This window comes from Halalkalibacter alkalisediminis (assembly GCF_028610705.1).
GTDB classification, from domain to species: domain Bacteria; phylum Bacillota; class Bacilli; order Bacillales; family Bacillaceae_D; genus Halalkalibacter; species Halalkalibacter alkalisediminis.
Genome location: NZ_JAQQWT010000037.1, coordinates 1 through 25,349, shown reverse-complemented (window position 1 = coordinate 25,349; position 25,349 = coordinate 1). Strand labels below are relative to the sequence as shown.

20 protein-coding genes, 3 pseudogenes and 1 other annotated feature are annotated in these 25,349 nt (G+C 34.7%); of the genes and pseudogenes, 8 read left to right on the top strand and 15 right to left on the bottom strand.

Annotated features, from left to right (window positions below; all coding sequences use genetic code 11):
• Positions 1 to 83: 83 nt before the first annotated feature.
• From PQ474_RS22595 to PQ474_RS22580, 4 genes and pseudogenes are all read right to left on the bottom strand, one after another.
• Entirely contained in the window at positions 84 to 683 is a 600-nt protein-coding gene (locus PQ474_RS22595) for a PQQ-dependent sugar dehydrogenase family protein (protein WP_273847850.1), read from the bottom strand.
• 330 nt (positions 684 to 1,013) lie between these two features.
• A pseudogene (locus PQ474_RS22590) lies at positions 1,014 to 2,129 on the bottom strand (PQQ-dependent sugar dehydrogenase).
• A gap of 381 nt (positions 2,130 to 2,510) precedes the next feature.
• Complete coding sequence (locus PQ474_RS22585; RefSeq protein ID WP_273847849.1) at positions 2,511 to 3,626, bottom strand: IS4 family transposase; 1,116 nt, start codon at positions 3,624 to 3,626, stop codon at positions 2,511 to 2,513.
• A gap of 161 nt (positions 3,627 to 3,787) precedes the next feature.
• Positions 3,788 to 3,964, bottom strand: a complete 177-nt coding sequence (locus tag PQ474_RS22580) for an aspartyl-phosphate phosphatase Spo0E family protein (RefSeq protein WP_273847848.1) — start codon at positions 3,962 to 3,964, stop codon at positions 3,788 to 3,790.
• A gap of 1,211 nt (positions 3,965 to 5,175) precedes the next feature.
• On the opposite strand from PQ474_RS22580, the gene PQ474_RS22575 reads away from it, so the two are divergent.
• Complete coding sequence (locus PQ474_RS22575; RefSeq protein ID WP_273847847.1) at positions 5,176 to 6,051, top strand: DUF3800 domain-containing protein; 876 nt, start codon at positions 5,176 to 5,178, stop codon at positions 6,049 to 6,051.
• An 831-nt stretch (positions 6,052 to 6,882) separates the two neighbouring features.
• On the opposite strand, the gene PQ474_RS22570 is transcribed toward PQ474_RS22575, so the two are convergent.
• Positions 6,883 to 7,071: a hypothetical protein gene (locus PQ474_RS22570; protein WP_273847846.1), complete on the bottom strand. Its 189-nt coding sequence runs from the start codon at positions 7,069 to 7,071 to the stop codon at positions 6,883 to 6,885.
• Between the two features lie 451 nt (positions 7,072 to 7,522).
• On the opposite strand from PQ474_RS22570, the gene PQ474_RS22565 reads away from it, so the two are divergent.
• Positions 7,523 to 7,996, top strand: coding sequence for a hypothetical protein (locus PQ474_RS22565; RefSeq protein WP_273847845.1), 474 nt, complete (start codon positions 7,523 to 7,525; stop codon positions 7,994 to 7,996).
• The gene (locus tag PQ474_RS22560; RefSeq protein ID WP_273847844.1) at positions 7,993 to 8,484 is read left to right on the top strand and encodes a hypothetical protein; all 492 of its coding nucleotides are present in this window, start codon (positions 7,993 to 7,995) and stop codon (positions 8,482 to 8,484) included. The genes PQ474_RS22565 and PQ474_RS22560 overlap by 4 nt, the downstream gene beginning before the upstream one ends.
• 120 nt (positions 8,485 to 8,604) lie before the next feature.
• Here the strand turns inward: PQ474_RS22560 and PQ474_RS22555 are convergent, their stop codons facing one another.
• Both PQ474_RS22555 and PQ474_RS22550 read right to left on the bottom strand, forming a co-directional pair.
• Positions 8,605 to 8,787, bottom strand: coding sequence for a phosphoenolpyruvate-utilizing N-terminal domain-containing protein (locus tag PQ474_RS22555; RefSeq protein ID WP_273847843.1), 183 nt, complete (start codon positions 8,785 to 8,787; stop codon positions 8,605 to 8,607).
• Positions 8,788 to 9,710: 923 nt separating this feature from the next.
• Entirely contained in the window at positions 9,711 to 10,604 is an 894-nt protein-coding gene (locus tag PQ474_RS22550; RefSeq protein ID WP_273847842.1) for a LysR family transcriptional regulator, read from the bottom strand.
• Positions 10,605 to 10,755: 151 nt separating this feature from the next.
• Here PQ474_RS22550 and PQ474_RS26700 point away from each other — a divergent pair.
• The 3 genes and pseudogenes from PQ474_RS26700 (at position 10,756) to PQ474_RS22535 (ending at position 13,183) form a co-directional block, all read left to right on the top strand.
• Positions 10,756 to 11,475, top strand: a pseudogene (locus tag PQ474_RS26700) (SDR family oxidoreductase).
• A gap of 122 nt (positions 11,476 to 11,597) precedes the next feature.
• On the top strand, positions 11,598 to 12,782 hold the full coding sequence (locus tag PQ474_RS22540; protein ID WP_273847841.1) for an MFS transporter: 1,185 nt from the start codon (positions 11,598 to 11,600) through the stop codon (positions 12,780 to 12,782).
• Positions 12,783 to 12,904: 122 nt separating this feature from the next.
• The gene (locus PQ474_RS22535) at positions 12,905 to 13,183 is read left to right on the top strand and encodes an HPr family phosphocarrier protein (protein ID WP_273847840.1); all 279 of its coding nucleotides are present in this window, start codon (positions 12,905 to 12,907) and stop codon (positions 13,181 to 13,183) included.
• Between the two features lie 334 nt (positions 13,184 to 13,517).
• Here the strand turns inward: PQ474_RS22535 and PQ474_RS22530 are convergent, their stop codons facing one another.
• The 4 genes from PQ474_RS22530 to PQ474_RS26445 form a co-directional block, all read right to left on the bottom strand.
• Positions 13,518 to 14,195, bottom strand: coding sequence for a CAP domain-containing protein (locus tag PQ474_RS22530; protein WP_273847839.1), 678 nt, complete (start codon positions 14,193 to 14,195; stop codon positions 13,518 to 13,520).
• A 611-nt stretch (positions 14,196 to 14,806) separates the two neighbouring features.
• A complete protein-coding gene (locus tag PQ474_RS22525; RefSeq protein ID WP_273847838.1) occupies positions 14,807 to 15,274 on the bottom strand; it encodes a FixH family protein in 468 nt (155 codons plus the stop codon).
• A gap of 23 nt (positions 15,275 to 15,297) precedes the next feature.
• Positions 15,298 to 15,981 (bottom strand): PepSY-associated TM helix domain-containing protein, encoded by a 684-nt coding sequence (locus PQ474_RS26450; protein WP_337956391.1) that lies wholly within the window; start codon positions 15,979 to 15,981, stop codon positions 15,298 to 15,300.
• A 6-nt stretch (positions 15,982 to 15,987) separates the two neighbouring features.
• Entirely contained in the window at positions 15,988 to 16,689 is a 702-nt protein-coding gene (locus PQ474_RS26445; RefSeq protein ID WP_337956390.1) for a PepSY-associated TM helix domain-containing protein, read from the bottom strand.
• 287 nt (positions 16,690 to 16,976) lie between these two features.
• On the opposite strand from PQ474_RS26445, the pseudogene PQ474_RS22515 reads away from it, so the two are divergent.
• Positions 16,977 to 18,332: pseudogene (locus PQ474_RS22515) on the top strand (IS3 family transposase).
• Between the two features lie 214 nt (positions 18,333 to 18,546).
• Here PQ474_RS22515 and PQ474_RS22510 read toward each other — a convergent pair.
• Together PQ474_RS22510 and PQ474_RS22505 are read right to left on the bottom strand one after the other, a co-directional pair.
• The gene (locus tag PQ474_RS22510; protein WP_420537707.1) at positions 18,547 to 19,482 is read right to left on the bottom strand and encodes a DUF3885 domain-containing protein; all 936 of its coding nucleotides are present in this window, start codon (positions 19,480 to 19,482) and stop codon (positions 18,547 to 18,549) included.
• Between the two features lie 206 nt (positions 19,483 to 19,688).
• Positions 19,689 to 19,946 (bottom strand): CPCC family cysteine-rich protein, encoded by a 258-nt coding sequence (locus PQ474_RS22505; protein ID WP_273847836.1) that lies wholly within the window; start codon positions 19,944 to 19,946, stop codon positions 19,689 to 19,691.
• Between the two features lie 625 nt (positions 19,947 to 20,571).
• Between PQ474_RS22505 and PQ474_RS22500 the strand changes: the two genes are divergently transcribed.
• On the top strand, positions 20,572 to 21,807 hold the full coding sequence (locus PQ474_RS22500; protein ID WP_273847835.1) for an IS110 family RNA-guided transposase: 1,236 nt from the start codon (positions 20,572 to 20,574) through the stop codon (positions 21,805 to 21,807).
• A gap of 250 nt (positions 21,808 to 22,057) precedes the next feature.
• Here PQ474_RS22500 and PQ474_RS22495 read toward each other — a convergent pair whose 3' ends face one another.
• The gene (locus PQ474_RS22495; protein ID WP_273847834.1) at positions 22,058 to 22,960 is read right to left on the bottom strand and encodes an aldo/keto reductase; all 903 of its coding nucleotides are present in this window, start codon (positions 22,958 to 22,960) and stop codon (positions 22,058 to 22,060) included.
• 310 nt (positions 22,961 to 23,270) lie between these two features.
• Positions 23,271 to 24,524: an MFS transporter gene (locus PQ474_RS22490; RefSeq protein WP_273847851.1), complete on the bottom strand. Its 1,254-nt coding sequence runs from the start codon at positions 24,522 to 24,524 to the stop codon at positions 23,271 to 23,273.
• A gap of 128 nt (positions 24,525 to 24,652) precedes the next feature.
• Positions 24,653 to 24,898, bottom strand: a binding site (T-box leader).
• Positions 24,899 to 25,349 lie beyond the last annotated feature (451 nt).

Below are 25,349 nucleotides of genomic sequence, written 5' to 3'. Positions count from 1 at the left end.
GGTATTTACCTTTTTGGCTCTAAACAAGAAAAATTATAAAACTGAAAATTCAGTCATTATTTATGCAACACTAGTGAATTAGATTAAATTAATAAGTACTCATTTGCTTGGTCCTGTTCATAAATAGGAATCTTATGCCAAACCCGGTTTAAATGTATAACCGGCTGTTGCTGCAATAAATTTTCATGCAAGTCCAATTTTAAAGCTTCGTCCATAATAATAAAGGAACCCCTCGGTATTTTATCTATAAGTAATCTATCTTCCTTCCAAATATTATGTTCCGAGCGGAGTGTGACAATTCGATTAAAATGACCAGAAATATCCTCATACGCGTAATACGCATATGCTAATTCTGACTCTTCATCACTTGGTGCCAGAACAAATCCTAATAAGCTAGTTTCCGAAGTTGTAGCAAACTCTTTTTCGAGTATTACACTGTGGTGTTGAATTTCGTCATTTTTTACTTTTACGATATTTCTTGGCCCCTCTTTAATATAAAATACATTTTCTGGTTTTCTTATAGACCAAAAAACACCCAGATTTTCTAGGTTCGTTTCTGTTTCTTGATGAATTTGTGTATTTAAGGAGTTTGAATGCCTAGCTACTATAATTAATTCTTCTTTTGTTGAACAGCCAGCAATTAGATGTAATACAAACATAATTATTACTAAGATTTTTTTCATCTTCTGTTACCTCTACTTTCATTAAAATCGCAGGTTAATTTCCGATCATGAAATTATATAAAAAATTTTAGTTTACTTTCATACTGACTCCTTTTATAGTGTTAGAAAACCATACTTTCATTAATTAGGGAAACACTCTTATTTTCTTAACTTCCACTACTCAAATTTTAAATGGAAACATAAAAAGAAAGAGATGGCAAGGTAGGTTAATAGATTTATTTGTAACCCACCTTCCTTAGAATCAAAATATGCTAGGTAACAAATCTTTAACTACAAGGTTTTTCATAATTACTCTATTTTCAATTAACTATTCACTGATCTCCGTTTCTATTATTCTAATTCTGAAAGAGAGACTCTATATAGCTTATCATCATTTTCTTGTGGAGCACCTCGCCCGTCGGTATTATTGCTAATGAAGTAAAGGGAGTTATCTTCAATTAGCACATCACGGATTCTACCAAAACCAGTTATTATTTCGCGTTGTTCACCTGTTTCAAGGTCAAATTCTAAAACTGCAGATCCTCTTAATGCTGCAACATACAATCTCCCATCATAATAGTCCATTCCAGATGGTGCCCATGTGTCTAAATCTCCAGAAGTAAACAGTGGTGAAACCATACCTTCTTGTTCCACTGCACCTTCAATAATCGGCCAGCCATAATTTTGACCAGCTTGTATTAAGTTGACCTCATCATTTGCTCTGATGCCGTGTTCACTTGAGAAAAGCAATCCATCAGACGACCAGGTAATACCTTGGGGATTTCGGTGTCCATAGCTATACACATAGGAATCTGGAAATGGATTATCACTTGGAATGGTGCCGTCCAGATTTATTCTTAAAATTTTTCCACCTAATAAATCGAGATCTTGTGCAATATTCGGTTCAGACGCATCACCTGTTGTTGTATAAAGCATCCCATCAGGCCCAATTTTAAGCCTTCCTCCATGATGGTACGTGCCGCTTGGAATATGATCCAGAAGCAAACTCTCCTTCCTCCAAATGTCATCTTCTAAATGGAGAGTTACAATACGATTAAATTGTCCAGAGTCATCTACATATGTATAATTCGCATAAGCTAGATTTGATTCTGCAAAGTCGGGGGCGAGCACAAACCCTAATAACCCTGCCTCAGGAGCAGTTGAAATATCTTTCTCCAATGCTACACTCTGTCGTTCGCTTACCCCGTTTTCTATTTTCACGATGTAACCTGGTCTCTCTGTCAAATAAAATGAATTTTCAAATTTCTCAACAGACCAAGGAACCTCAAGATTTTCCATTATAACTTCTTGCTCTTCAATGTGAACAGTTTGTTCAACTTCTTGTCCTTCATCTTCTCGTTCATTTAAATTGTCTTCTTGCTAAGCTTCCGGATTTTGTGTTCCATTTCCACTGCATCCACTAGTTATAAGTAATAGAAACATGGATAGTACGAAGATTTTTTTCATCAGTAATCACCTCAATTAATTTTAATTTCGACTTCTTTTACACATAAACCTAATTGTTGAAAAAGCGTATACCTTTTTGCTACTTGTTTTTAAACAATTTACTTATTAAATAAGCTTGTACGTTTTAGATAACCAAGGGTACATTTCCAAAGGTTACTACATATTTTAAAAATTAGGGCAAACATTTCTTCCTTTACTCACCCATTCAAATTTATAATTTTTATTAATTCACCCACTAGTGTTGCATAAAGCTTGACTGAATTTTCAGTTTCTATATTCATCCTGCTTAGAGCCAAAAAGGTAAATACCCAGTTAAAGGTGGCTCCATCCATTTGGAACTTTATTTACAATTAGACATTTGCGACGACGACAGTTTGTTTATTAAGGAATGGCTTTTCCTTCAATTTTCCGAAGCAAAATATGTGCTGGCTTCCACAAAGCTGCCCTTAGATAACGACTGATTTGTAAGGTTTTTCGCCTGCTTTTCGTCTCGATTTGAATGAGAACATGTAGGCAAAAAACAATTAATGCGATAAACACTTGATTGTGGATCGCCCATTCACTTTGACCGTAGAACTTTTTGATACTGAGATGCTGCTTAATCCATTTGAAAAACAACTCAATCGCCCAGCGTGATTTATACATCTCTGAAATTTCTTCGGCACTTAAATCAAAACGATTCGTGAGTAACTGAAGTTCATTTCCTTTTGAATCAATCACTCTTAGAAGACGAAAGTAATTCTCAGTACGGTTTTGAGTCGTACCAATCAACACCATTTGATCGGACAGAACCGTCGTATCCTCGGGTAGTTTAAAATCGTAGACTTCTCGTATGACTGCGTTTTTACGTAGTCTTGATAGGAAAAAGTAGCCGTCATCTGTCATACGATCAAAGCGTTCATAGTCTAGATAGCCACGGTCAAACACATACATGCATTCCTTGTCATCGACCATGATTTCTAGTTGACCACGATCATGTTCCTTTGCCGTTGTAATCACAGCCTTTTCAGGATAGGAAATCCCTTTTTCCATAAACACAAGACGCAAATGTAGCTTTACACCCGCTTTTGTTTTGCGGAACTTTGCCCACTTATGATTAGTCAAATTAAGTGGCAATGTACTTGAGTCAATGATTTTTAACGGCATGATGAGTTTTGTGTAGTGTGTTTTGACATGAATTTTTGCGACTAAATCCAGGAAAAGCCTTTGGAATAAATCTGGATTCATGCCATTTAATCGCCGTGATAGCTGAGAAATACTGATCGAATCAAGGTTGATTCCTTTTTGAAGCTGGTCATCGAAAAGACAATCACTCAGCGCATGAAGACTTTCTACTTCTTCGAGCTGTGCGTAAAGTAATAATTTTAAAAATGATTCCGTCGTAAGTTTTTTTGTATAGAAATCTAATTTCAATGTTTTCACTTGATCATCAAATAATTCATGATTTATCGGTGAAAACCATTGTCCAAATGAAGTTTTTCGTGTAATCTTATCCATGAGATTGGTCCTTTTATTGGATTTGGACGGGATTACCACCTGACTTATCCATTATAAAGGACTTTTTCTTTGCGCAAAATAAAATCATTGAACATTTTGAGTATTTATAATAGTGAAATTAAATTAATGCAACACTAGTGTAATTCACCCTATTTTTTATTTTATCTATCTTGAATCAACAATTGGTATTGGTAAATAAAATAATCAAGTTCATGACTTAAGTGTATGGTAATTTCGTTGGTTAATCCCAATTCAGTTCCTTTTTCAAGCAATTCGAGTCTTAAAAATTCAATATATATCCTTAGTTCTATCGGAGACATTAGTACAGTTTTATCCATAAATCAACCTCCATTTCCGTATCCCTTTTCAAATATTACTCATGAGCAGTCATGACAATACCGGAAACAGCTTCTTTTAGTGGCTAATTGCTAGTGCTGAGATGTTTCAAGTGAATAGATTCAAATTACACATATAGAAGCGGTGTCCACATCGATAAGTATGAATAAATACTGTACCTTTTCTTACCTCGATAGTGGCTACTCCTTTAGCATTAGATATAATCTAGAAAATTGCATGCCTTAATTTTTTATTTTATTGTGCCATGTTCTTGTTTAGCTTAATTTTTTTATTCATAAATATTAAAATGATTAACCGTTTATTATTATAGATAAATGTAGGGGCATTTCAATCGTCATTTGAACCCATTTTGTTTATTAATGAACGAACAAGTTAAAACTGTTTAATATTTTCCGAAAGTTTGGTGAACTCCGCAAATCTTAGGTATTTGAACAATCAAATTAGACAACTTTTATGAATACTTGATATTCCCAGAATATATTCACTCCGGTAATCATTTTCAATAAACCGTGTTTTTAACAGGGGGATCAACAGCTCCCGTACCATTTTCGTAAACTACTACTCTTTGAGATTTTCAACTTGTTTTTTATTATGTTTGAAAATCTTTTTGCAAAAATCGTAAATAGAAACAAGGAAAACGCAACCGAAACTGCGCTAACAAAAAAGACTATTTGAAAGTTTGTGTATTGGGAAATCCAACCTAGCATAATTGCACCAAACCATAAACCAGAAAGAATATACCAAAATTGACCAAAAGTGAATGCGCGAGCAGCGGAAGTTCCTTGCACATAAATCGGCTTCTTTTTATTTAAAACAGTATGATTAGTTTTTTGTACATATTTATTTTGTCAAGTTCTTTTGGCATACTCCCAACTGCTTAAAAACCAAGATGTTGAATTAAAAAGAAATTTTGCAACAAATGAATCAATTCAAAATGACGCAAAAAAAGCAGATTAAGACCTATAAACTCTTTTATGCTTCTGTTTTCTATTCCTTTAAAAGTTGACAAAATATCAAAGAACGAAACCAGTTACTATATATAGTGTATTTCAAATAAAAGCGAGTACAATATATTGAATCTATCATAATGATTATGGTAAGCTTACCCAAGACAAATAAGCATGGACAACTATTATAAAAAACAACTAGACTAGATTGATAGCCATAGAAATAATACAGGAGGAGAAAAAAGGTGAATGTAGAAAAATGGAAAGAGCGTCCTGAAATGATTAATTATTGGGATAACGAAATCGACACAATGATGGCTATTGATGAAAATGGTACTAACGATTTGAAGTCACTTCTTAAGAAAAGACAGGAGAGCTTGTTTGACTTTACGTATGGCAATCCCCAAATCGAAGAATCCATTAAGTGGTTTACAATAACAGGTGTAGTTATGAAACGTGATGATTTTCCTCAATTTAAAGAAGCAATAACATCCACTAAAATGCAATATTGGGAAGGCGGATTATACAACTATAAAAATGGTACTAGGAGAGTTGTGTTTCATTCTAGAGAGATTAGAAAGTCGGTAGGACCTTTTAACCCTAAATTAATTGACTATCATGGTCTTCTAGTGGATATTACGAAGTTAATTTCTGATACACCGTTTACAATTTACAATTCAACAATTAACAAGTTAAAACACGTTCAAAACTATTCTATTCCATTTCCTGTTTATGATTTAAGTCTAGATTTTATAGTTGAGAGATATTGTAGAGAATTAAGAAGGAATAGCTGTACAGGGGCTTTATTAATTGAATCACGGGGAAGAAAAGAAGATTTTAAGATTCTTCAACATTTAGTTGACCTTTTAGAAAACGGGAATAAATTTTGGTCTTCAGATGATTTCAAATGCATAAAAAAAATCTATTTTAATCCAAAATGGTGTTCTGTTAATGATTATAAAAGATCATTTATTCAGTTAGAGTTAGCTGATTTAGTTTCTTATCCAATCCATAAATATAATATTAGAGGAATTAAAGACAGAGCATTTAACTCTATTCAAAGTAAAATTTACAACTATCCAAATTTTGAGGGATATGGAATAAAAGTATTTCCAAAATAAAATAAAAAACCACCACATGGGTGGCTCGTTCGAGCTAACCTCGAACCCTTTTCTCATTATAGTCATCTCTTTGTAAAATATGCAAGAAATATTTATTTATCAGCCCTCACTTTGGGGGGCTTTTTCTTCTTTGACTATCCTTTAGATTCTCTATTAGACAACGAGTAATTTTAGGATATATTTTAAAGTCTAACTCCATGACTCGATTAGAATTCCCTATCCGTACTAATGAGATGTTTTGACCGAACTGTAAACACTACATACATAAACTCATTTGGTATTAGTAACGCTTTGCCCTTTCCCTCAAAATAATCATGTGTTTTTGATAGGTCATCAGGTTCAATTTGCAGCATTCGTAGTAAAACTTTAAGATCTGATAATTATTATCTATTCGAGCCCCCTCAAGGTTGCTTGTTCATCATCAAGTTCATTCATCCATTTAGGTGTCATTAATTCTGCTATCTCTAGCTCTAGATGCTCAGTGACAATAAATTGATTATTGTATATTCGCTTTATAATAACTCGTATCCCCTTCTTCTTTCTTCCCTCGTATTAATATACTTACATCAAAAGTGTCTACCTCTCCAAACATTTTCCGAACAAAATAGTCATTCTGATTACCTTTTCGTCTATTTTATTCCATTCATCTTTAACTTTTTTTCGTATTTAAGCCATGCGTGACGATCTTCAATTTTTTCAGCCGTTGCTATTGCTACTAAGTAATTTTCAAGTATCATATTGACAGCGTTTCTTTCGGAAGATCCATCAGAACTGTATCCTCCATTCTGATGATTTCAATGCACTTAATACCTTTCTCTCTGTGAGTGATTTTCATATAAAAATACCTTCCTTTGTTTTAGCTGAAGGTGTGAATGCTTTAGCCCGTTCTGCAGATTTCTTTAATAACTCAATAGCTTCGTTCTTAAATGTAATCACATCTTCAGTGCAACTCATTAAAGTAAGTACTTCATCAAATCTTATTTTCTCGTCAGCGTTTAAAAAGTCTTTTACAGTTACCATATTAAACTGTTTCTAACCAATTATTATTTTAGTCTTTACTAAGCTCTTCAAGATGTCATAAGGGAAAGACTATTTAAATCTTTTCAAAGTGTTAAACAGTATTTTTAAAAAGTTAATCAGAGCTTCAAGTCATATTTTTAGTACATAACTGGTGCCAAGTTTGGTGCCCTTTTCAAAAAACTTGTTGATACTACGTAAGACTCTATATCACAAAAACCTTATTACATAGCACGTTACAGCACTTCATAGTACTCTAAAATACATACCACTAAGAACTTCAAAACCGCTTAGGAGGCGCGCGCCGTCTCCGGTAGGTTCGATTCCTAGACAGTCCCGCCAAATTAAGGTTTTTACATACTTAACATGAAAGATTTTTACCTCGCAACAAACTTCGAATATATCTGATGAAAAAGAAGATAATAATAAAAATTATTTCATAAGGAGGTAAACCGTGGGCTTTGCATTTTTCTTTTTCTTATCTTATCTGATTGTTTCAATGTTTATTGTGATGAGGAAAAAATTAAATATTGTTGAAAATACTTTTGTCTTTTTGTTAATTCTATTCGTCAATATAAATGTATCATGGATCATTTTCGAGGAATTGGATTTACTCACTGTAACTGAAGACGCCATGAAATACGTTGGCTTTTTGCTTAACCGCAGTATGATTCTTCCCATGATTATTGTCGTATATTTAAATTTAGTTAATCGATCACTTAAAATGTTTAAAAAAGTTCTGATTACAATTATTTCTATAAGCACTGTGATTATTTTTAGTGGAATATCCATACTCTTTGATCTTATTACCTATGTGAATTGGAATTTTATATACGATGCTATTTACTTTGGGGCCTTACATCTACTCGCTTTTTATGCTCAGAAACTTTTTAGAAAATTTACTTTTCATGAGGTGAACTACTCATGATATTATGGGACACATTAGACTTAAATGAACTTTCTATTTTAATAATCTTATTCGTTGGATTTACGATAGTGGGTCTTCTTCCTAAGAGGTTGCCTCGTAGTATTACCATTTTAAGTTTATTATGGGGTTCGGCTGGCGCGATGTTCTTTGATTTCACAATAGGAGGAGGTTTAATCGATTTTTATACGGTAAATGATTCACCACGATATGAATTATTTGATCTCTTCTACTACATTTTATTTGCTCCATTTGGTTATTTGTTTGTTTACTACTATGACAAATTCAATATCAAAAAAATAAAGTTTGTATGGTACGTAATTGCATGGAGCCTTGCTGGTTTAGCTGTGAATTGGCTATTCACTTTACTAGGAATTATCCATTTTAAGAATGGATATATCCTACCTTATTCATTTCCAGTATTCCTGGTGATACAAACCATAACAGGGCTTTATTATGAACTTATTAAATCAAAAAATTTATTTAAATGAAAGTGAATCTCAAAAATAAAAATAACGATAAGATCTGCCTTTGTCGTTTCCTAATTCCGCACCATTTTGATTAAGGTAAAATAGCAGTAAACTCCTCGCTTATTTACCTTTTTTGTTTGTTTATAAAAATTTTAGAGCAAACTCAGCGTTTACCTGTTCTGATGTAATTTTCTCTTTGACCGAATTAATAAGTTCTTGATCACTTAATACAAGAAGAGGTGTAGCGAAAATACCTGCATATTCATTCCCTAGCCTTACGAGCATCTTTTTTATTTCTTCTAGTTCTGATTTAGACTGAGGCATAGCACTCCTGTTTAGTATCTGAAATGGATATCTTTTCTACAGAGAGATCAGGATTTTAAAAGCAAAAAGCTTTAGCTATAGAAATTCCCGGTGATGCAGCAGTCCCATTAATTGTTAAAGACTTTTAACTCTCTCGCTTTCTATCTTTTATTATTAATGTATTAAATTTTGCTATTGTTTAGAGACCTTGGGGGAGAATGAAGAACTAATTGATGGATTGAGAGGTCCTAGTTCCCATGGCGGATGGTGCATCTAACTCTGTGACATTATTGAAACGAGTTTTTTATAACCCACCAAAACCTATAAATCACCTGAAAATATTCGAAAAACTGGACAATGGGCGTTATGTATTTAGGTATGTAACAAATTATGAATAATTAAGCAATGATCCTTGATGTACTTTATGGGAGGCGAGTTTATCCCTAAAAGTCTGTTTTTGACCTTTTGGGACACCCCCGAAGTAGTGAGCGTAGTCGCTACACCTTTTAAAAGCTTTGAGAGGAGTGAACGGAGCCATATCCATCTCTCTTTCAGCTTTTAAGAAAGCTCCCTTTTTTACTTCTATCATTTACCCTTGTAGGTATTGCTGCTGCAGCTCTTTACAATATTTAGCACCTGAAATGATTACGTACACTTAATTTTCCGTAAACAAGTTGTTCTAGCATAAAGAGATTTGTTGAGCTTTAGTTGGGAGGTTTTTCTTATTAACTAGCGGCTCAATCTCTCAATTATCTCTCCCTCACAAAATCATTTATATCATTCTACCTGTAAAAGCATTAGCATGTTATCCTTTTTTTTTCACCCTTTTATTAAATAATTCCTTTGTCATTGTTAGAGTGGCATGAATTATTTGAGGTTTTGCAACAATTATTGTCCATTCACCTTAGCAGTTTACTTTAATAGCTACGAGATTTTCCAATACATTAATTTGAAAATTTCGCCTGAATGGCTCTTAAAAACAATTCAGCAGCTGCGGATAAAGAATGATGCTTTTTCCAAACTATATTTAAGCCTGATTCTAGTCTTGGCTCCAGCGGTCTAAAACAAATGTTACTATCACTAGACGTATTTACTATTTTATCCAGCGCTATTGCATAACCAATACCTTCTTCGACCATGATCGCAGCATTATACGCAAGGTTGTATGTAGTCACGATGTTTAATTTATCAAAATCTTCACCAAACCAATCAGCAAATTCATTATTAGACAAGGTTTGTTTCATAGCTTGTCGTGAACAGATTACTGGAACGTTTATTAAATCCACTGCTTGAATGGTAGATTGGAGAGAAAGAGGACTGTCTTTCCTCATAATAACGCCCCAAACATCTTTGGCTGGGATATTGACATTATTGTATTTTGATAAATCTGCTGGTTGAATTAAAATACCAAAGTCAAGCAATCCCTTGTCAAGCCGTACAGTCACATCATCTGAGTTACCGCTGTACAGGTGATACCGTATATTTGGATAACTTAATTGTAATTCTTTTGCTACCCGTGCAATTTGTCTCATAGCATCTGTTTCCCCACCACCTATATATACGTCACCACTAATTGTTTCTTCCATCGAACTAAATTCTGTACCTAATTTATCAACCATATCAACGATTTCTTCTGCTCTCTTTCGAAGAAGCATGCCTTCATCTGTGAGAATGATACTGTGGCTACTGCGAATAAAGAGCTTTTTCCCTAACTCTTGTTCAAGGTCCTTTAATTGTCTTGATATAGTCGGCTGTGTAACATGCAAAATTTCAGCAGCTCCCGTAATGCTTCCTTCTCTTGCAACAGTAAGAAAATATCGCAAAACTCTAAATTCCATATTCCATTCCTCCTTAATGTTTTAGTATATACATTTCTAGATATGCTCATCAAGCATATCTAGAAATAAGATATAAGTATTGGTTATATGTAAAAAGGCACGCTAGAATAAAAAATATAAAGGTAATATGGGGAAAGGGTGTTATTAAACTATGTCAAATTTACTAGATAAAGTTGTCATTATTATGGGTGCATCAAGTCGGATTGGTGAGGCAACTACTAAAAAACTTGCACAAGAAGGAGCTAAACTAGTGATTGCGGCTCGGCGCGAAGGTCGCTTCTCTTGTTGAATCATTACCAGGTGTTGAGATTTCGTATGCAGTTGCACATGTAACAAAAGAAGCAGAGATTCAAGCCGTTATTGATCTTGCAGTTGAAAAATATGGTCGTGTCGATGTTCTTTTCAACAACGCTGGTATTATGCCAACTGCCCCGCTTTCAGCTAAACGCTTTGATGAATGGAGACAATTGCTAGACATCAATATTATGGTGTCTTAAATGGAATTGCTACCGTTTTACCAATCATGAAAAAACAACAATCTGGTCAAATTGTTACCACTGATTCTGTAGCTGGTCATGTTGTTTTTCAACAAGGGGCCGTTTATTGTGGAACAAAATTTGCTGTTCGCGCCATCATGGAAGGATTACGTCAAGAAGAACGTGAAAATAATATTCGCAGTACACTGATTTCTCCAGGAACGGTAGCTACTGAACTTCATACAACCATTAATGATCTTGAAAGACGTGAATGGGTTGAAAATCTACAGCGTACAATCGGTTTACAATCAAGCGATGTAGCCGATGCAATAAGTACACCAGAAACGGTTGCGGTAAGCGAAATTATCATTCGACCAACCAAACAAGTTGATTAACATTTGTTATACAAAACTATTATAAATGTCTAATTAATAACTTGCACAGAATATCATCTTCTTAGGGGCATTTTTACTAATGGCAATGTTACAGTTCGTATTGTTAATTGGGAGGTATTTTTTTGGCTAAACAAAATAATTTGCTCATAGCGATACTAACATTCGGTGTTTTTGGTATTTTAAATACCGAAATGGGGGTGATTGGGATCCTGCCTTCTCTTGCTGAATTTTATGGTGTCAGCGTATCACAGGCAGGCTTACTAGTCGGGCTCTTTGCACTTGCTATTGCCATAGCTGGTCCGACGATGCCGTTATTGTTTTCGGGTATAGATCGCAAGAAGGTGTTATTACTTGTTCTAGGTATTTTCGTACTGGGAAACATCGTCACCATCTTTACAACTAACTATACCGTTGTTTTGATTATTCGTTTCATTTCAGGTTTATTTCATCCTGTTTATGTTTCATTGGCTTTTACCATAGCTGCTGCTTCAGTTAAAAAAGAGGAAGCACCAAAAGCAGTTGCTAACGTTTTTATTGGGGTCTCTGCGGGTATGGTAGTCGGTGTACCGATTGTAAGTTTTATTGCTAATACAGCTTCCATTCAAATGGCGTTGGCATTTTTTGCAGTCGTGAATGCACTAGTATTTATGGCTACACTGATCTTTGTGCCATCTATGCCGGTTCAGGAAAAACTTTCTTATGGAGCACAATTAAGCGTATTAAAAAAATCAATCACTTGGCTTTCCATTGTAGGTGTTATTTTTCTCAATGCATCCGTATTTGGCGTTTATAGCTATTTTGCTGAGTATTTGAATTCAGTTACGAACATGTCTTTAAATACAATCACGATCATGTTATTCCTATTCGGTTTGACTAATATTATTGGAAACATTATTGCCGGGAAGGTACTTACGCAAAATGCCATCAAAACGGTAGTGACTTTGCCTTTTGCATTAGGAGTCGTTTACATCATATTCTTCTTATTCGGAGAATTCACCATACCTATGGCTATTGTTACGTTATTTTGGGGAGTCCTAGCCGGAATAGGAGCTAATATAAATCAATATTGGGTTATGTCTTCAGCTCCTGAAGCTCCTACCTTCGCCAATGGCTTATTTTTAACATCCGCTAACATAGGAGTAACTGTGGGTTCAGCTGTAGGTGGATTATTTATATCACAATTAGGTACACAATACGTCCTATTAGTAGGGTTTCTTTCAATAAAATTGAGTTTGGTATTTATTTTACTAAGAAACTACAAGGATAGTAGTATTCAAAACAAACTGTCAGAACATCAAGTTTCTTAACAACTATTATTTTTCCTATTTTACAAATGTATTTAACTAAATGAAGAAAAAATGGTAATTGTAAAAAGCAGTGCAAATTCAATTGTGAAATCCACTGTATTTATATTTGTAGGAGGTAAAGAATGATAAAAAAGCAGTTTAATATTATTAAAAACACAGGATTTGCTAGACCAGCAACCCTTTTAGTAAAATTATCTCAAAGGTTTACATCTGATATTTCTCTTGAATATCAAGGGAAAACTATTAACCTAAAACACTCTGCCAAGTCCATAATGGATATAATGTCATTAAGTATTAGGCCTGGCACCAAATTTTATATAAAGGCTGAAGGAATTGATGAAGTACAGGCTATACAATTAATTCAAGATTATTTATATAAAGAGAAATTAATCAATTATTGAGCTTGATTAGAAGATCAGGTAAACTTCTCTTGAGGACCACCTGTTGTAGAAAAAGAGGAATGTCAAATGACATTCCTCTTTTATTTATAACGGTATCCTTTTTTCGTTTTCTTCCACTAAACTCCCGTTAGAGCAAAAGTGAAAGAGGCTACTGTTACGACAGATTCAACTCTTCCGTCCAAGGCCCAGCAGATTTCCTCACCTTAGCTTCGTTCCACAAATTAAGCCAACAATAAACTTATAGTTACTCTAAAAGGCTTATCATGCTTAGCGAAGAACTTCTTGAAGAGTAAACCAAAAAGTAATCATAATTGATTTGTATGTTTAATATGTCTTAATCTTTAAATAATTGGACAAACATTTTCCCATATGGACCACCTTCGATAATACCAATTCCTACTTCACCATATTCTCCATTTAGAATATTTGCTCGATGCCCTTCAGAATTCATTAATGCTTGATGCGCCGCCTCGACCGTATGATTCCCTGCTAAGTTTTCCCCAGCTGTACGATAGCTCACACCAAATTGAGTTAACATATCAAAAGGAGAACCATATGTTGGCGAATGATGGGAGAAATATTGCTGATCGATCATATCTTGTGCTTTCACTCTAGCTACTTCAGTTAGTTGTTCGTTAACTTGTAAAGGAGATAATCCACGTTGAATTCTTTCCTGATTAACTAAATCAACCAATTGCTGTTCATCCTGTGTTAGTTCTTGCTGCACATCTTCAGTTGAAGGATTCGTTACTTCACTTTCATTATTGGCTTCAGGTTGTACTTCGTCAATAGACTTATCTTGTTCTACCTTGTTTTGATCCTGTTCTTGTTGCTTATACTGGCGTACGTATGATTCATAGATTTCTTTATACCAGTTTTGTAACGATTGATGACTAAAATCATTTACATGAATCGTTTTAACTTGAACTTGCTCACTTGCATCAACCTGTCCACTAAAATTAGTAGCGATTAAGGCTGTAGCAAGACAAGCTGTAACAATTAATTTTTTCATCTTTTTCCCTCCTAAGGAATGTTTTGTTGATGTAACTTCTCTTAAAATGTAACATGTATTTTCTACACTCTCATTGGTAAAAAATAGATTAATAGGAAACCCAAGAACCATGATTTATTCTAATCTATCAGCACCAAAACTCTTGGTATAACTGCAAATACTCCCTCATAAACGAACCAAATCTTCCAAGGTACAATTTCCAAATTTCATTAATAATCGCTAATCTTATAGATTTCTTCACAGTTGGTTACAAAACTGTAAAAAAGCGCGACCCGTCTTACTCTGCCATCATGCCTGCGCTTGCCACACTATCACGGATTCCGTTTATAGGGATAAAACCAAAAGGTTAATTTATGAAATTTCCACACTCTTATTATCTAATTGAATACGAGCAAATTAAGTCAAAAATGGAGCAAGAACAGGAGATTCTCCAATGTCTATATCAAAGTCCTTTGTATTAATCAAAAGGATCAAGCTATTTCTTGGTTTTAAAAAAGAAAATTACATTTGATTAATAAAATGGTGCCTTTTCTTACATAAAGGGCACCATTCTGAAGTGTTAATAAGCTATAACAATATGAATCTAGATATCTACATTTATATAATGACGGTTAGTGATGACTTTCATGTTGTACTTCATCAATTCGGCTAGGAAAAGCATCCATATCTTCTTCTAATTGTGCACCAACCATAAATTGTTTAGTTGGCAAAACTTTAGATTGATTCGTATTTGCTTCAACTTTTACAAAATATAGACCTTCCTTATGAATCATTGAATTTATTGTATACATTCCGTTTCCTACATGTTCTGGTTGGAAGCTCTGGTTCTCTTCCCTTTCGCCGTCCTTCCAAATGTAAAACTTTATGTTTTCCAACTCGGGAACTTCGCCATCTGATTGTGACATAAGAGCTTGAATATCGAATCCCTCACCTGTTTCTATTTCTTCTGGTATAATGATTTCCACTTTCAAAACATTCTCTTGTCTATAAAACTCTTCTGTCCCTTCATTTAAGGAACAGCCCATTATGATAATAGAAAGAAAGAAAATCGTAAAACCTATATAAAATTTTTTTATCACTGTTATCACCTACTATTTCCCATTTAATGATTAAAAAATTTCTTAAATTTATCTACTCTCTTGATGATAAGCCATTCTATAATAAGAGCAAAAACAATGGATAATCCAAATAAAGGAAAAATGATTCCCATTACAACCATTAATGCAAAAAATCCTTTTGCCGTCTTTCCTTCAGGTAACTTAGGAGCCCCAATATGTGCTTTGGGTTTCCTCTTCCACCATAAAACAACACCACTTATAACGACAGCAATTATTCCTAACGAAAGCATCAATAATGCAATTTGATTCACTAAACCATATTCAAGCCCTTTATGAATGGTAATCCCCCAAGCCATCACCTTGCCTACAAATTCGTAATGTTCATAACGATAATCGGCTAAAATAGCACCTGTATATTGGTCGATATGAATCGTAGCTTCATCTTTTGCTTTTGGAGGAAAGGCGGATAATGTAAAAACCCCCTCTTTTGAACGTGGATAAATGACTTCATAGGTTGGGTGAACGTTGTTTTGTTGTGCTATTTGTACAATTTCATCAATCGAAACAGGAATATATCCTTGAATCGTCGATGTAGGTACTAATAAATTTTGAGCCGCCCATGGAACATCTGCTATATCTTTCGTTTTAACTGTAGTAGTAGGTGCACTGCCGACCCAAATAGACGGAGGGTAGCCAGTTCCACTGTTTGTTGCAATATTTTGAGCCATCGTTCCCTAAAGACCTGTCCATAATAAGCCAGTTAAAATTAAGAATGCTAACCCACCTGATATCCAAAAACCTGGAACTACGTGAAGATCTCTAATTATTATTTTTTTCTGACTCCGTAATCTTGGAATGAACACACCACCTATTTTACATTTATTTTTTGGAAGCCATAAATACATCCCAGTCAGAATTAAAACAAGTGTCCAGCAAGCTACCAGCTCTACCAGTCGATCGCCAAATGTTCCTAACATAAATTCACCGTGCAAATCCTTAATAAAGCTGGAGAACTTGTGATTGTTAGCCAATTCTCCAATAATGTCCCCGGTATATGGATTTACAAATATAGTTATAGTTTCGTTATTTAACAAAATATGAACTTCTGAGGATCGTACTTCACTTTCTCCTGGTCGATATCTTGTTACGGTTGAATTTTCATAACGACTCAGCACAGAGTTTATTTGTTCAGAGGGAGCTAATTTCTCACCCTCTGCCTCGATTTGATAATATTTTGCGTACAATCTATCTTCGATTTGCGGTGTAAATAAATAAATGATGCCTGTAATGGTTAATAAAATGATGAATGGCGCAAAAAATAATCCAGCGAAGAAATGCCATCGCCACATAGTTACATAAAGAGATTTTGACTGATTTTTATTCATTATTTTTATAATACCTACTTTCTTTTGATTGAACAAATCAACCTTATTCACTTAGAACTATACAAGGTATCTGTGAAATTTCTATGAAAAACTCTAAATAAATAAAAGCTTTAACTACAAAAAACCTCTCCTTATATCAGCGGACACTGAAATTCAGAAGAGGTAAAGCTGCTATATTAACTTATTATTAAAAACGGATCTTCAGTATATTCTTTCGATTGGCCAGTTTGATAAACGAACTCCTGAAGTCATTTTAGGTCCTGCCCCCCCCTCTGTTAGGATAGATGTCGTAGAGAACTTTAGTGTTTAGTTTAAGTAACACACGGAGGTCGATCGATATGAAAGGAAAAAATGGAGTACGATATTCGAAAGAACAAAAAGAAGCAATCGTTAAACGAATGATGCCACCACATAACGAATCAGTGGCTAACATTTCGAAGGAAGAAGGCATCACAGAAGTAACGCTGGAAGTATTTGATCAATCAAAGCAGTTAACTGGTGCGTTAAAGGAAGAACAGAAACGTGCAAAACAGTTAGAAAAAGATCTTCTAAAGAAGGAAAAAGCATTAGCGGAAGCTGCTGCGTTATTATTGCTTAGAAAAAAGGCCCAAGCGATTTGGGGGGGACGACGAGGAAAAATGATTAGCCCATCAAATCGCGCATTAGCTGTAGAACTCATCTTAGAAGCGAATCAAAAACGGTGCGCGGTTACCGAAGGCTTGTGAAGAACTTTATATTAGTGTACGAACCTACGAGCGCTGGGTGGCAGAGGGTGAGGTCAAGGTCGACCAGCGTTCCTTTGCGAAAAGACCTGTGCCAAAAAATAAGTTGTCCGAGGAAGAAAAAAAGGAAATACTCGAGGTTGTCACACAAGAAGAATATGCCGACTTACCTCCGACACAAATGTCCCAAAGCTTGCGGATAAAGGAACATATATTGCGTCAAAATCCACGTTTTACCGTGTTTTACGCGAAGGAAAGATGCAACACCACCGTGGCCGTAGCCAAAAGCCAACACGAAGAATCCCCGAGAGTCATCTGGCCATATCGCCAAATCAGGTATGGACATGGGATATTACGTGGCTTGGTGGACCTGTGAAAGGCTTGTATTATCGCCTCTATTTAATACTCGATTTAATACTCGATCTATTTAGTAAAAAAGCAGTTAGTTGGGAAGTATGGGAAAAGGAAGAAGCCGCATACGCTGAATCACTTGTAAAAAAGCAGTCATTAATGAGAAAATTCAAGGAGCACCACTTGTGTTGCATTCAGACAATGGTAGCCCAATGAAAGCTGAGACATTTTTAAGTTTACTTGAGAAGTTAGGGATCCAAAGTTCCTTTTCAAGGCCGCGTGTAAGCAATGATAATCCTTATTGAGAAGCCATGTTTCGGACACTTAAATACCGACCAGATTATCCACATAAGGGTTTTGCCTTACTCGAGGAAGAGAGACAATGGGCACACCAATTTGTCCATTGGTACAATGACATTCACCTGCATAGTGGGCTAAATTATGTAACGCCAGCACAGTGTCACGCCGGAGAACACGTAACTATTGACAAAGAGAAAAGAGGTATATGAAGCAGCAAAAGCAAAGCATCCAGAACGTTGGGCTCGAGGCCCAAGAAATTGGACACCTATTGAAAAAGTAGCGCTTAATCCAATGCGTGAAGAGGAGAAAAAGAAAAATTGAGGCGCCTATAATACACCCTATTCCCTGGTGGTTTGAATTGAAAGAATGCTTTTTCTTTCGATTAAAACCACCAGGCCAGCAAGCGTAGCGCGCTAGACTTGACTGGACTTGGAGTCACATGAAATTAGAATACTAAAGTAATTAAATGCGACAACTATATTGACAAACACCGGTACACCCATTCTTTAACTCTTGCGCCCGTTAATTCCCTATTTTAAAAAGCTCTTATTGCTGACCAACTTACATACTCGCCTTTAAATTTTCTAGAATACAAAGACATAAGTTCCGTTTGGTATTCCACAAGTGCTAGAGCTTCAGTTTTCATTGCTTTAAGGATAATGGAGTCGCTAAATTTCTGTTCAATATTTATTTCAAATCCTGTTTGTGCCATCTCACTTAAACATTCTTCTGCAAATTCTTTCGGGATTTCGAGTTTATGAGTGATATGACACGTGTTAACTTCATATAAATTAATTTCTGTTTCCTCCACCTTTTTTCTGTTTAATTCAAGTCTCTTTTTCATATCTTCTGGTGTTTCATAAATACTGAACAAACCATCTCCGAACATACGGTCAATTTGGATACGGTTATAGTCCAAAATCCACTTTCTAAATTTATGGTATAAAGGCAGTAACTTTCCTTTTTCTAAACCGTAAACATCACACCCTCGATCATCGTACATATGAAACAGCATTTTTTTCGTCGAATTCAGTAAATAAAGTGTTCCGTTAACCCTTGGTTTCATACGAAATTCTTTATAGCCTATCGATTGAATAAGATAACCTAAACGAATATCATTTTTCTTAACTTTTAAACTGTATTGTTTTGTTTCCATTTCTGTATCTTCTTCATCAAATTCAAAAGGTATAGTTTTACACTTTAAATCGTAGATTAGCTTTTTGTTTTTAATAAAACGTTTTATGTTAGGAATATCAATTCCTTTGTAGTCAACAGGGTTACTAACATGAGCGAATATCAAAATGCCATCATTTTTATCGAACATAGAGTTGAGTATAATAGTTGCTCTATGATGCATTTCATGGATATATTCCTTGTCTTCTAATTGGATAAGGCCCAATTCAAAACGAATCCAATAATTCGAGTTTTTCATTAATTGCTCTAATAATCTCATTTTTATCTCCTTTTTGATGTAAGGGATATTAGTTTCTTCGATTGATATGCAAAGAACAGTAACTCATAAGACCAGTATTACTTTTCAAAAGATACTCTCTAAAAAATTAGTTTCTTAAAAGTTATTTTACCATGTCTTGTTGAACTGATTACGTTAGCACAAAAAAAATAAGCGACTATTCTTATTGAATAATCGCGCCCGATCGTTGAATAACCGTGTATAGATTATATCCAATTTTGATCTTTTTCATCTTTTCTGTTTGTTTTTTTTACAAATTCAATACACCTTTCCTCACAAGCCCCAAATTCAATGAAATTTCTCTGTGCTTTCCTTAACGAAGGTGTATTTGCACCACCTTCATAATCAGGATTATTAAATTGAACCACATCATCTTCCCAAAAACAAATCTCACAAATATCATATGTTCCAGGGGGTTCATTATCTAATGTTTTATAACCACAACAAGGACAAGTAAATTTCATCTAATCACCCTCAAAAAATTAATCCAGTAATATAGAAATAACAGGTTGTCTTCCTCCGGAGATGCGCCCGTTAGCGAAATAAAAAAATTTATATATAAGGACATCCATGTATCGCTATCCCTTAACAGTCTATTTTGTCCACCATATAGAAAATATAATAAAAACAACACAAACTACTACTGCAAACAATATAAAACCATCAGTCATATACATCCAACCCATTATTATCAATCCTTTTTATCAACTAATGGTAGAGTAACAGGTTAAGGTAATTCTTTGAATGTCTTATTTTTACCATTCCCCCTATCTTCCACAATCTGGCCCTATTCTTTAAGAAAGAGCGCCTTCTTATTCAAGAAATGCGCCCTTTCGTATTATAAGGTTAACCAGATAAGAAAATATTTCTGGTTGACCTTTTTTTATAGGGTCTTATGATAACAGTAGCCAGGGTAGAACGTAAGCGCCCGTGGGACTTAGATCCCGTCCATTAAACCGTTCACCCCCTACTGGTAGAAACATGTTTGAGGCTGGTTGGGACTTAGATCTCGTATAACAAGCGAAGCTATGATACTACTAGGAGGAATTAGGGGTTACTGGCAAGTTCAATTTGAGGAGGAGATTTAGAATGAATCCAGTCGTTGGTCTGGATGTTTCAAAAGGGGAAAGTGAAGTTCAGGCTTTTTTAGATAAGGGAAAACCTTACTGTAAAAGTTTCAGTATCAAACATGATCTTGATGAGCTAGGATCATTACTTGAGTTTCTAGAAGGCATAAAAGATAAAACTGGTATTCAACCTTCGGTGGTTTTAGAAGCTACTGGACATTACCATGCCCCAGTTGTTCAGTTTCTAGAAGAACATCAATATTTATTAATCATCGTTAATCCATTGATCTCTCACAGAGCCAAAAGTTCTAGTTTACGAAAAGTTAAAACCGATGCTATCGATGCCTATCGTCTTTGTGAGCTTTACTACAAAGAGGATTTAGAGCCATATAAGAAGCGTGGAATTCAACTCTTGAACCTTCGTAATCTCACAAGACAACATGAGAATATAACGGGAATATATGTTCAAACCAAGTTACAATTTCAAGCAATATTAGATCAAATATTTCCTGAATACAGAGGGGTTTTTGGTGACTTATATTCGGTTGTTTCTTTGCTTACACTAAAAGAATTCCCAGCATCAGAAGATATTTTAGCTGTTAGTGAAAATACGTTGGCAAATAAAATGAAGGAATTCTGTAAAAGTCGCTCAAAGAAATGGGCAGAAGAAAAAGCTCAAGATCTTAAGAAAGCAGCCGCACGAAATCCATTTCAAAAGACACTATATCAAAGTCATTTACTGAGTCTTAGTATGTATATTGAAATGCTGCTTCAATACAAAGAGCATCTATCAGAGTTGGAGGCTGAGATAGACACTCTCGCAAAGGAAATGGAAGAATATAAGATTATCCAATCTATCCCTGGTATCGGAGAAAAAATCGCTGCCACGATTCTTTCTGAAATTGGTGAGATAGATCGGTTTAACCACCCCAAAAAGCTTGTTGCATTCGCAGGAGTTGATCCAGAGGTGTTTGAATCCGGTAAATTTAAAGCTACTCTCGTTCGCATTACAAAACGTGGATCAAGTAGGTTGCGGCACGCCTTATATATGGCTGTTCGCTCTGGTATTCGTGATTGTCGTAAACAGAAAGTAACGGATGAAATTATTCCTAGAAACAAGAGATTAAGAGCGTTTTACGATAAGAAGCGTGAAGAAGGCAAACTTTATAAAGTAGCCGTCATTGCTTGTGTAAATAAGCTCTTACATTGGATTTATGCCATATTAAAAAACAGAACCATTTTCCAAGATATAGCCTAATTAAGATTTTCAACTAAATAAGACAAAACCTTCCAACCATTAGTTAGTGGAAGGTTATTTGGCATGCGCATTTTTAGTATAACATGAAGTATTTTAAGTTTTTATTGAAAAATGTTGACAAACTATTAGCTGGTTTAATTGAAGATCGTGCAACAATAAATTTAGCCGAATAGAGCATATGATATTGCACAAAAGCTACCCATTACTTTGAGTCATAATAATGTTTGCAAAAGATTTCGACAAATTATTCTCACCATAATTTATAGCCTGCTTCTATGAGGATTTTGTACCATTGTTCTCTTGTCATCTGCATACCCTCTAGCGAATGTATTGCTCGCTTTATGCGCTCTCTATTTCCAGTCCCTAATACAATTGTAGGATCTGATGAATGCATAAGAAGCCACTTGTATATAACTTCATCAATCTCCTCTAGATGAAGTTCTTGCCTAATACCTTCTAATACATTCTTCATGTTCTCTTCTAAGGCATTAGTAGGATTGAAAATTCTCCCTCCTGCTAATGGCGACCAAAACATCGGATGAATTCCTTCCTTTAAGCAATGGGTCATTGTTCCATTCTTATAATTTTCAATTCCCAGAGGATGTAACATAATTTGATGTGTAACAAATTTTACATCCACATATTTTTGTAGTGTATCGAATTCCAATGGATTATGGTTAGATAGCCCAAAGTATCTAACCTTTCCTTCATCTCTCAATTGATTAAGAGTATCATTTAATTCTTTCGGATTAACTAGCAAGTCATGCATATGAATGAGTAATAAATCAATGTAATCACAGTTCAATTTTTCAATTGATTTGTTAACCTGATTTATTATGTACTCCCTATCAGTATTGAAGTATCTCGTTTTTATATTAGGGTTTTCATCATTACGAACACACATTGAACATTTTGTAATAATTTCCATTTCATCTCTCAACTGCGTTTTCATTTTAAGAACTTCACCGAATAGTGCTTCGTTATGATGATTTCCACCATAAATGTCAGCATGATCAAATGTTGTAATCCCTTGTTCAATACACCATTCAACAAATTCTACTCTTTGTTCTATACTGAAATTCCATTCATTCATTCGCATACATCCGATAACTAATTTTGATATTGAAAAATTGTCCTGTAAATTAACTTTCACAATCAGGTACCTCCATGCATTTTTTATTTTCATCAGATACTCTAAGGGTGATATCTGAAAAGTTACTAGAAAACAGAATAAAAAAGATTTAGTTCTTCCTTATTTTTTAAATATAACAGAATGTTCAGAGGTAATATTTCAATATTTTTGGTTATGGACATTCAAAATCTTAAGAGTTGAAATCAATTGCGAAAATCGACAATTCTTCATCAATAATCTGGCCCTTTTCATGAAGAAAGACGCTTTCCTTATTTCAGAAAAGCGCCCGATTGTTGAAGATTATTTGCAATGCCTTATTGTTAGTCTATGATTAAAGACTTATAGTTCCATTAGCTTTAACTTCAGCTTTGTAGAATTGTTTTTTTGAAGGTAATAAGCTAAATATACACAACGTTATGGACAATATCATCATTACTAAAACACCTATAACCACAACTGTCTGAATCGAAGTAATTTGAGCTGCAACTCCCATAATGCTAGTTGCAGTTATAACTAAAATCGCTTGAATTAAGCCATAGGCACTCCCAATACGCCCCATAACATCAACTGGTATATTGTTCTGAAAAAATGTTAGAAAGCCTGTATTAGCATAAGCGATAAAAAAGGCAAGGATAAAAAAACCCACTGCTGCAATGATAAACGAACTTGAAAAGGCATAAATAATATACCCAATTGAGACTAGTACTGATCCCAAACCAATTAATAATGAGGTTTCTAGTTTTTTAACTATTAAGGAGTTAATTAAAGCTCCAACTACAATACCTGCCCCAGCAATGGTGACCAAAAAACCATACTCACTGTCTGACAAAAATAGTACCTCTTTGGCAAAAGCTGCTTCAAGCGAATCTATAGCACTCGCCATAATTACCATTACACAACTAAACAAAAAATAAATCATCATAATGTAACTAGATCCGCGACTAAATTCAACTACAGCATACCAATCCTTTTTTATTATTTCCATTGATAGCTTATTATTTGTTGATGATACAACTGTTTGTTTTTCTATATCAGGCATTAGTAGTGTAATCATACCTGAAATAAATAACGCTATTGCATTTGTATAGATTGCAAATATTGGAGTACCAATAAAAAACAATAACCCTGCAAATGCTGGCCCTATTAAAAATGCTCCTGAAGTAACTAGGCTATGAAGGGAATTAAATTGTTTTCTTTGTTCTTGAGGAATTAATTTTGTAATATAAGTCATTGAAGTTGGACCAAACATAGAACTCGCCATATTTATAATAAATACAACTAAATAAATTAGGGTAATGGATGACATAAAAGGTAATAAAGCTATAAATACAGCTCGGAATATATCAAGAAAAACCATTAGTTTTCGTTTGTTTAATCGGTCAATAATACTCCCAGCCCAAAAATTCGTAAATAAAGTAGCTAAGGGTTTGATGATATAAAGTCCTGATACTGCAAGAGGTGAGCCAGTCATATCCAAAACGATTAAATTAAGAGATATGAAATAAATCCATTCACCCACATTTGAGATTCCAATTCCAAGTAATAAGATTGATGGATATTTCCATGACGCAAGTTTTTTCTTCAAAACCATTCTTACCACTCTCCTTTCATATCAAGCAAAGATCCTGCCTGCAAGAAACAAATATTTGCTTTATTCGTGTATTTAAATAACCCAGGTACAAAACAAAAAAATCCCACCCCCAAGACCAATGTCTTGGGGACGAGATTTTATAATCGTGGTGCCACCCCAGTTTATTAATATGTCGCCATATTAATCTTATCAGGTACAAAAATCCTATACCTTAGCTCTATAACGGGAGCTCCCGTCACACCATCCCCCAAAAGGTTCCAATATGATACTCAGAGGCTTGATTCAATAAATCATCCTTACTCCTTTCCACCAAACGGAGCTCTCTAGAAAGAATTAATCTTATCTACTCTTCTCTTCATCGCATTTGTTATTAAAACTATATTACACGACGTTAACATAATATGTAAATATAAAATTCCTGAAAAGAGCTTCCTCAACAATCTGGCCCTTTACATAAAGAAAGACACTTTCCTTGTTACAGAAAAGCGCCCTTCGAATAACACGATTGATCTATTTTCACATTAATATATGCCTTGGTCAAAAATGTTCCAAGCAGAATGTGGCAGACACTTGTCGCTTTGGAATTGAATTATTTATTCATAAAAGATTTGATTTCTTCTTCTGACATGGATGAATCGCATTTCACGGTTACTTTGTCGCCATTCGTATAGATGAAACCGGGAACCGTTGGAATATCATATTCATTACGGAAAGCCGTAATGCCTTCCATATCAGATTGTTCGTAAGCCCCCATTCAAACAACGCATATGAACCCGCAGCGCCTCCTGGTACGATACATGTATCAAATAAAGGAGGTGC

Coding starts and splice junctions, on each gene's coding strand:
- PQ474_RS22580 (WP_273847848.1), bottom strand. CDS start 3,964: ATGGATAAAACTGTACTAATGTCTCCGATAGAACTAAGGATATATATT.
- PQ474_RS22560 (WP_273847844.1), top strand. CDS start 7,993: ATGATATTATGGGACACATTAGACTTAAATGAACTTTCTATTTTAATA.
- PQ474_RS22550 (WP_273847842.1), bottom strand. CDS start 10,604: ATGGAATTTAGAGTTTTGCGATATTTTCTTACTGTTGCAAGAGAAGGA.
- PQ474_RS22535 (WP_273847840.1), top strand. CDS start 12,905: ATGATAAAAAAGCAGTTTAATATTATTAAAAACACAGGATTTGCTAGA.
- PQ474_RS22555 (WP_273847843.1), bottom strand. CDS start 8,787: ATGCCTCAGTCTAAATCAGAACTAGAAGAAATAAAAAAGATGCTCGTA.
- PQ474_RS22500 (WP_273847835.1), top strand. CDS start 20,572: ATGAATCCAGTCGTTGGTCTGGATGTTTCAAAAGGGGAAAGTGAAGTT.
- PQ474_RS22570 (WP_273847846.1), bottom strand. CDS start 7,071: ATGGTAACTGTAAAAGACTTTTTAAACGCTGACGAGAAAATAAGATTT.
- PQ474_RS22505 (WP_273847836.1), bottom strand. CDS start 19,946: ATGAAATTTACTTGTCCTTGTTGTGGTTATAAAACATTAGATAATGAA.
- PQ474_RS26450 (WP_337956391.1), bottom strand. CDS start 15,981: ATGGCTCAAAATATTGCAACAAACAGTGGAACTGGCTACCCTCCGTCT.
- PQ474_RS22595 (WP_273847850.1), bottom strand. CDS start 683: ATGAAAAAAATCTTAGTAATAATTATGTTTGTATTACATCTAATTGCT.
- PQ474_RS22530 (WP_273847839.1), bottom strand. CDS start 14,195: ATGAAAAAATTAATTGTTACAGCTTGTCTTGCTACAGCCTTAATCGCT.
- PQ474_RS22585 (WP_273847849.1), bottom strand. CDS start 3,626: ATGGATAAGATTACACGAAAAACTTCATTTGGACAATGGTTTTCACCG.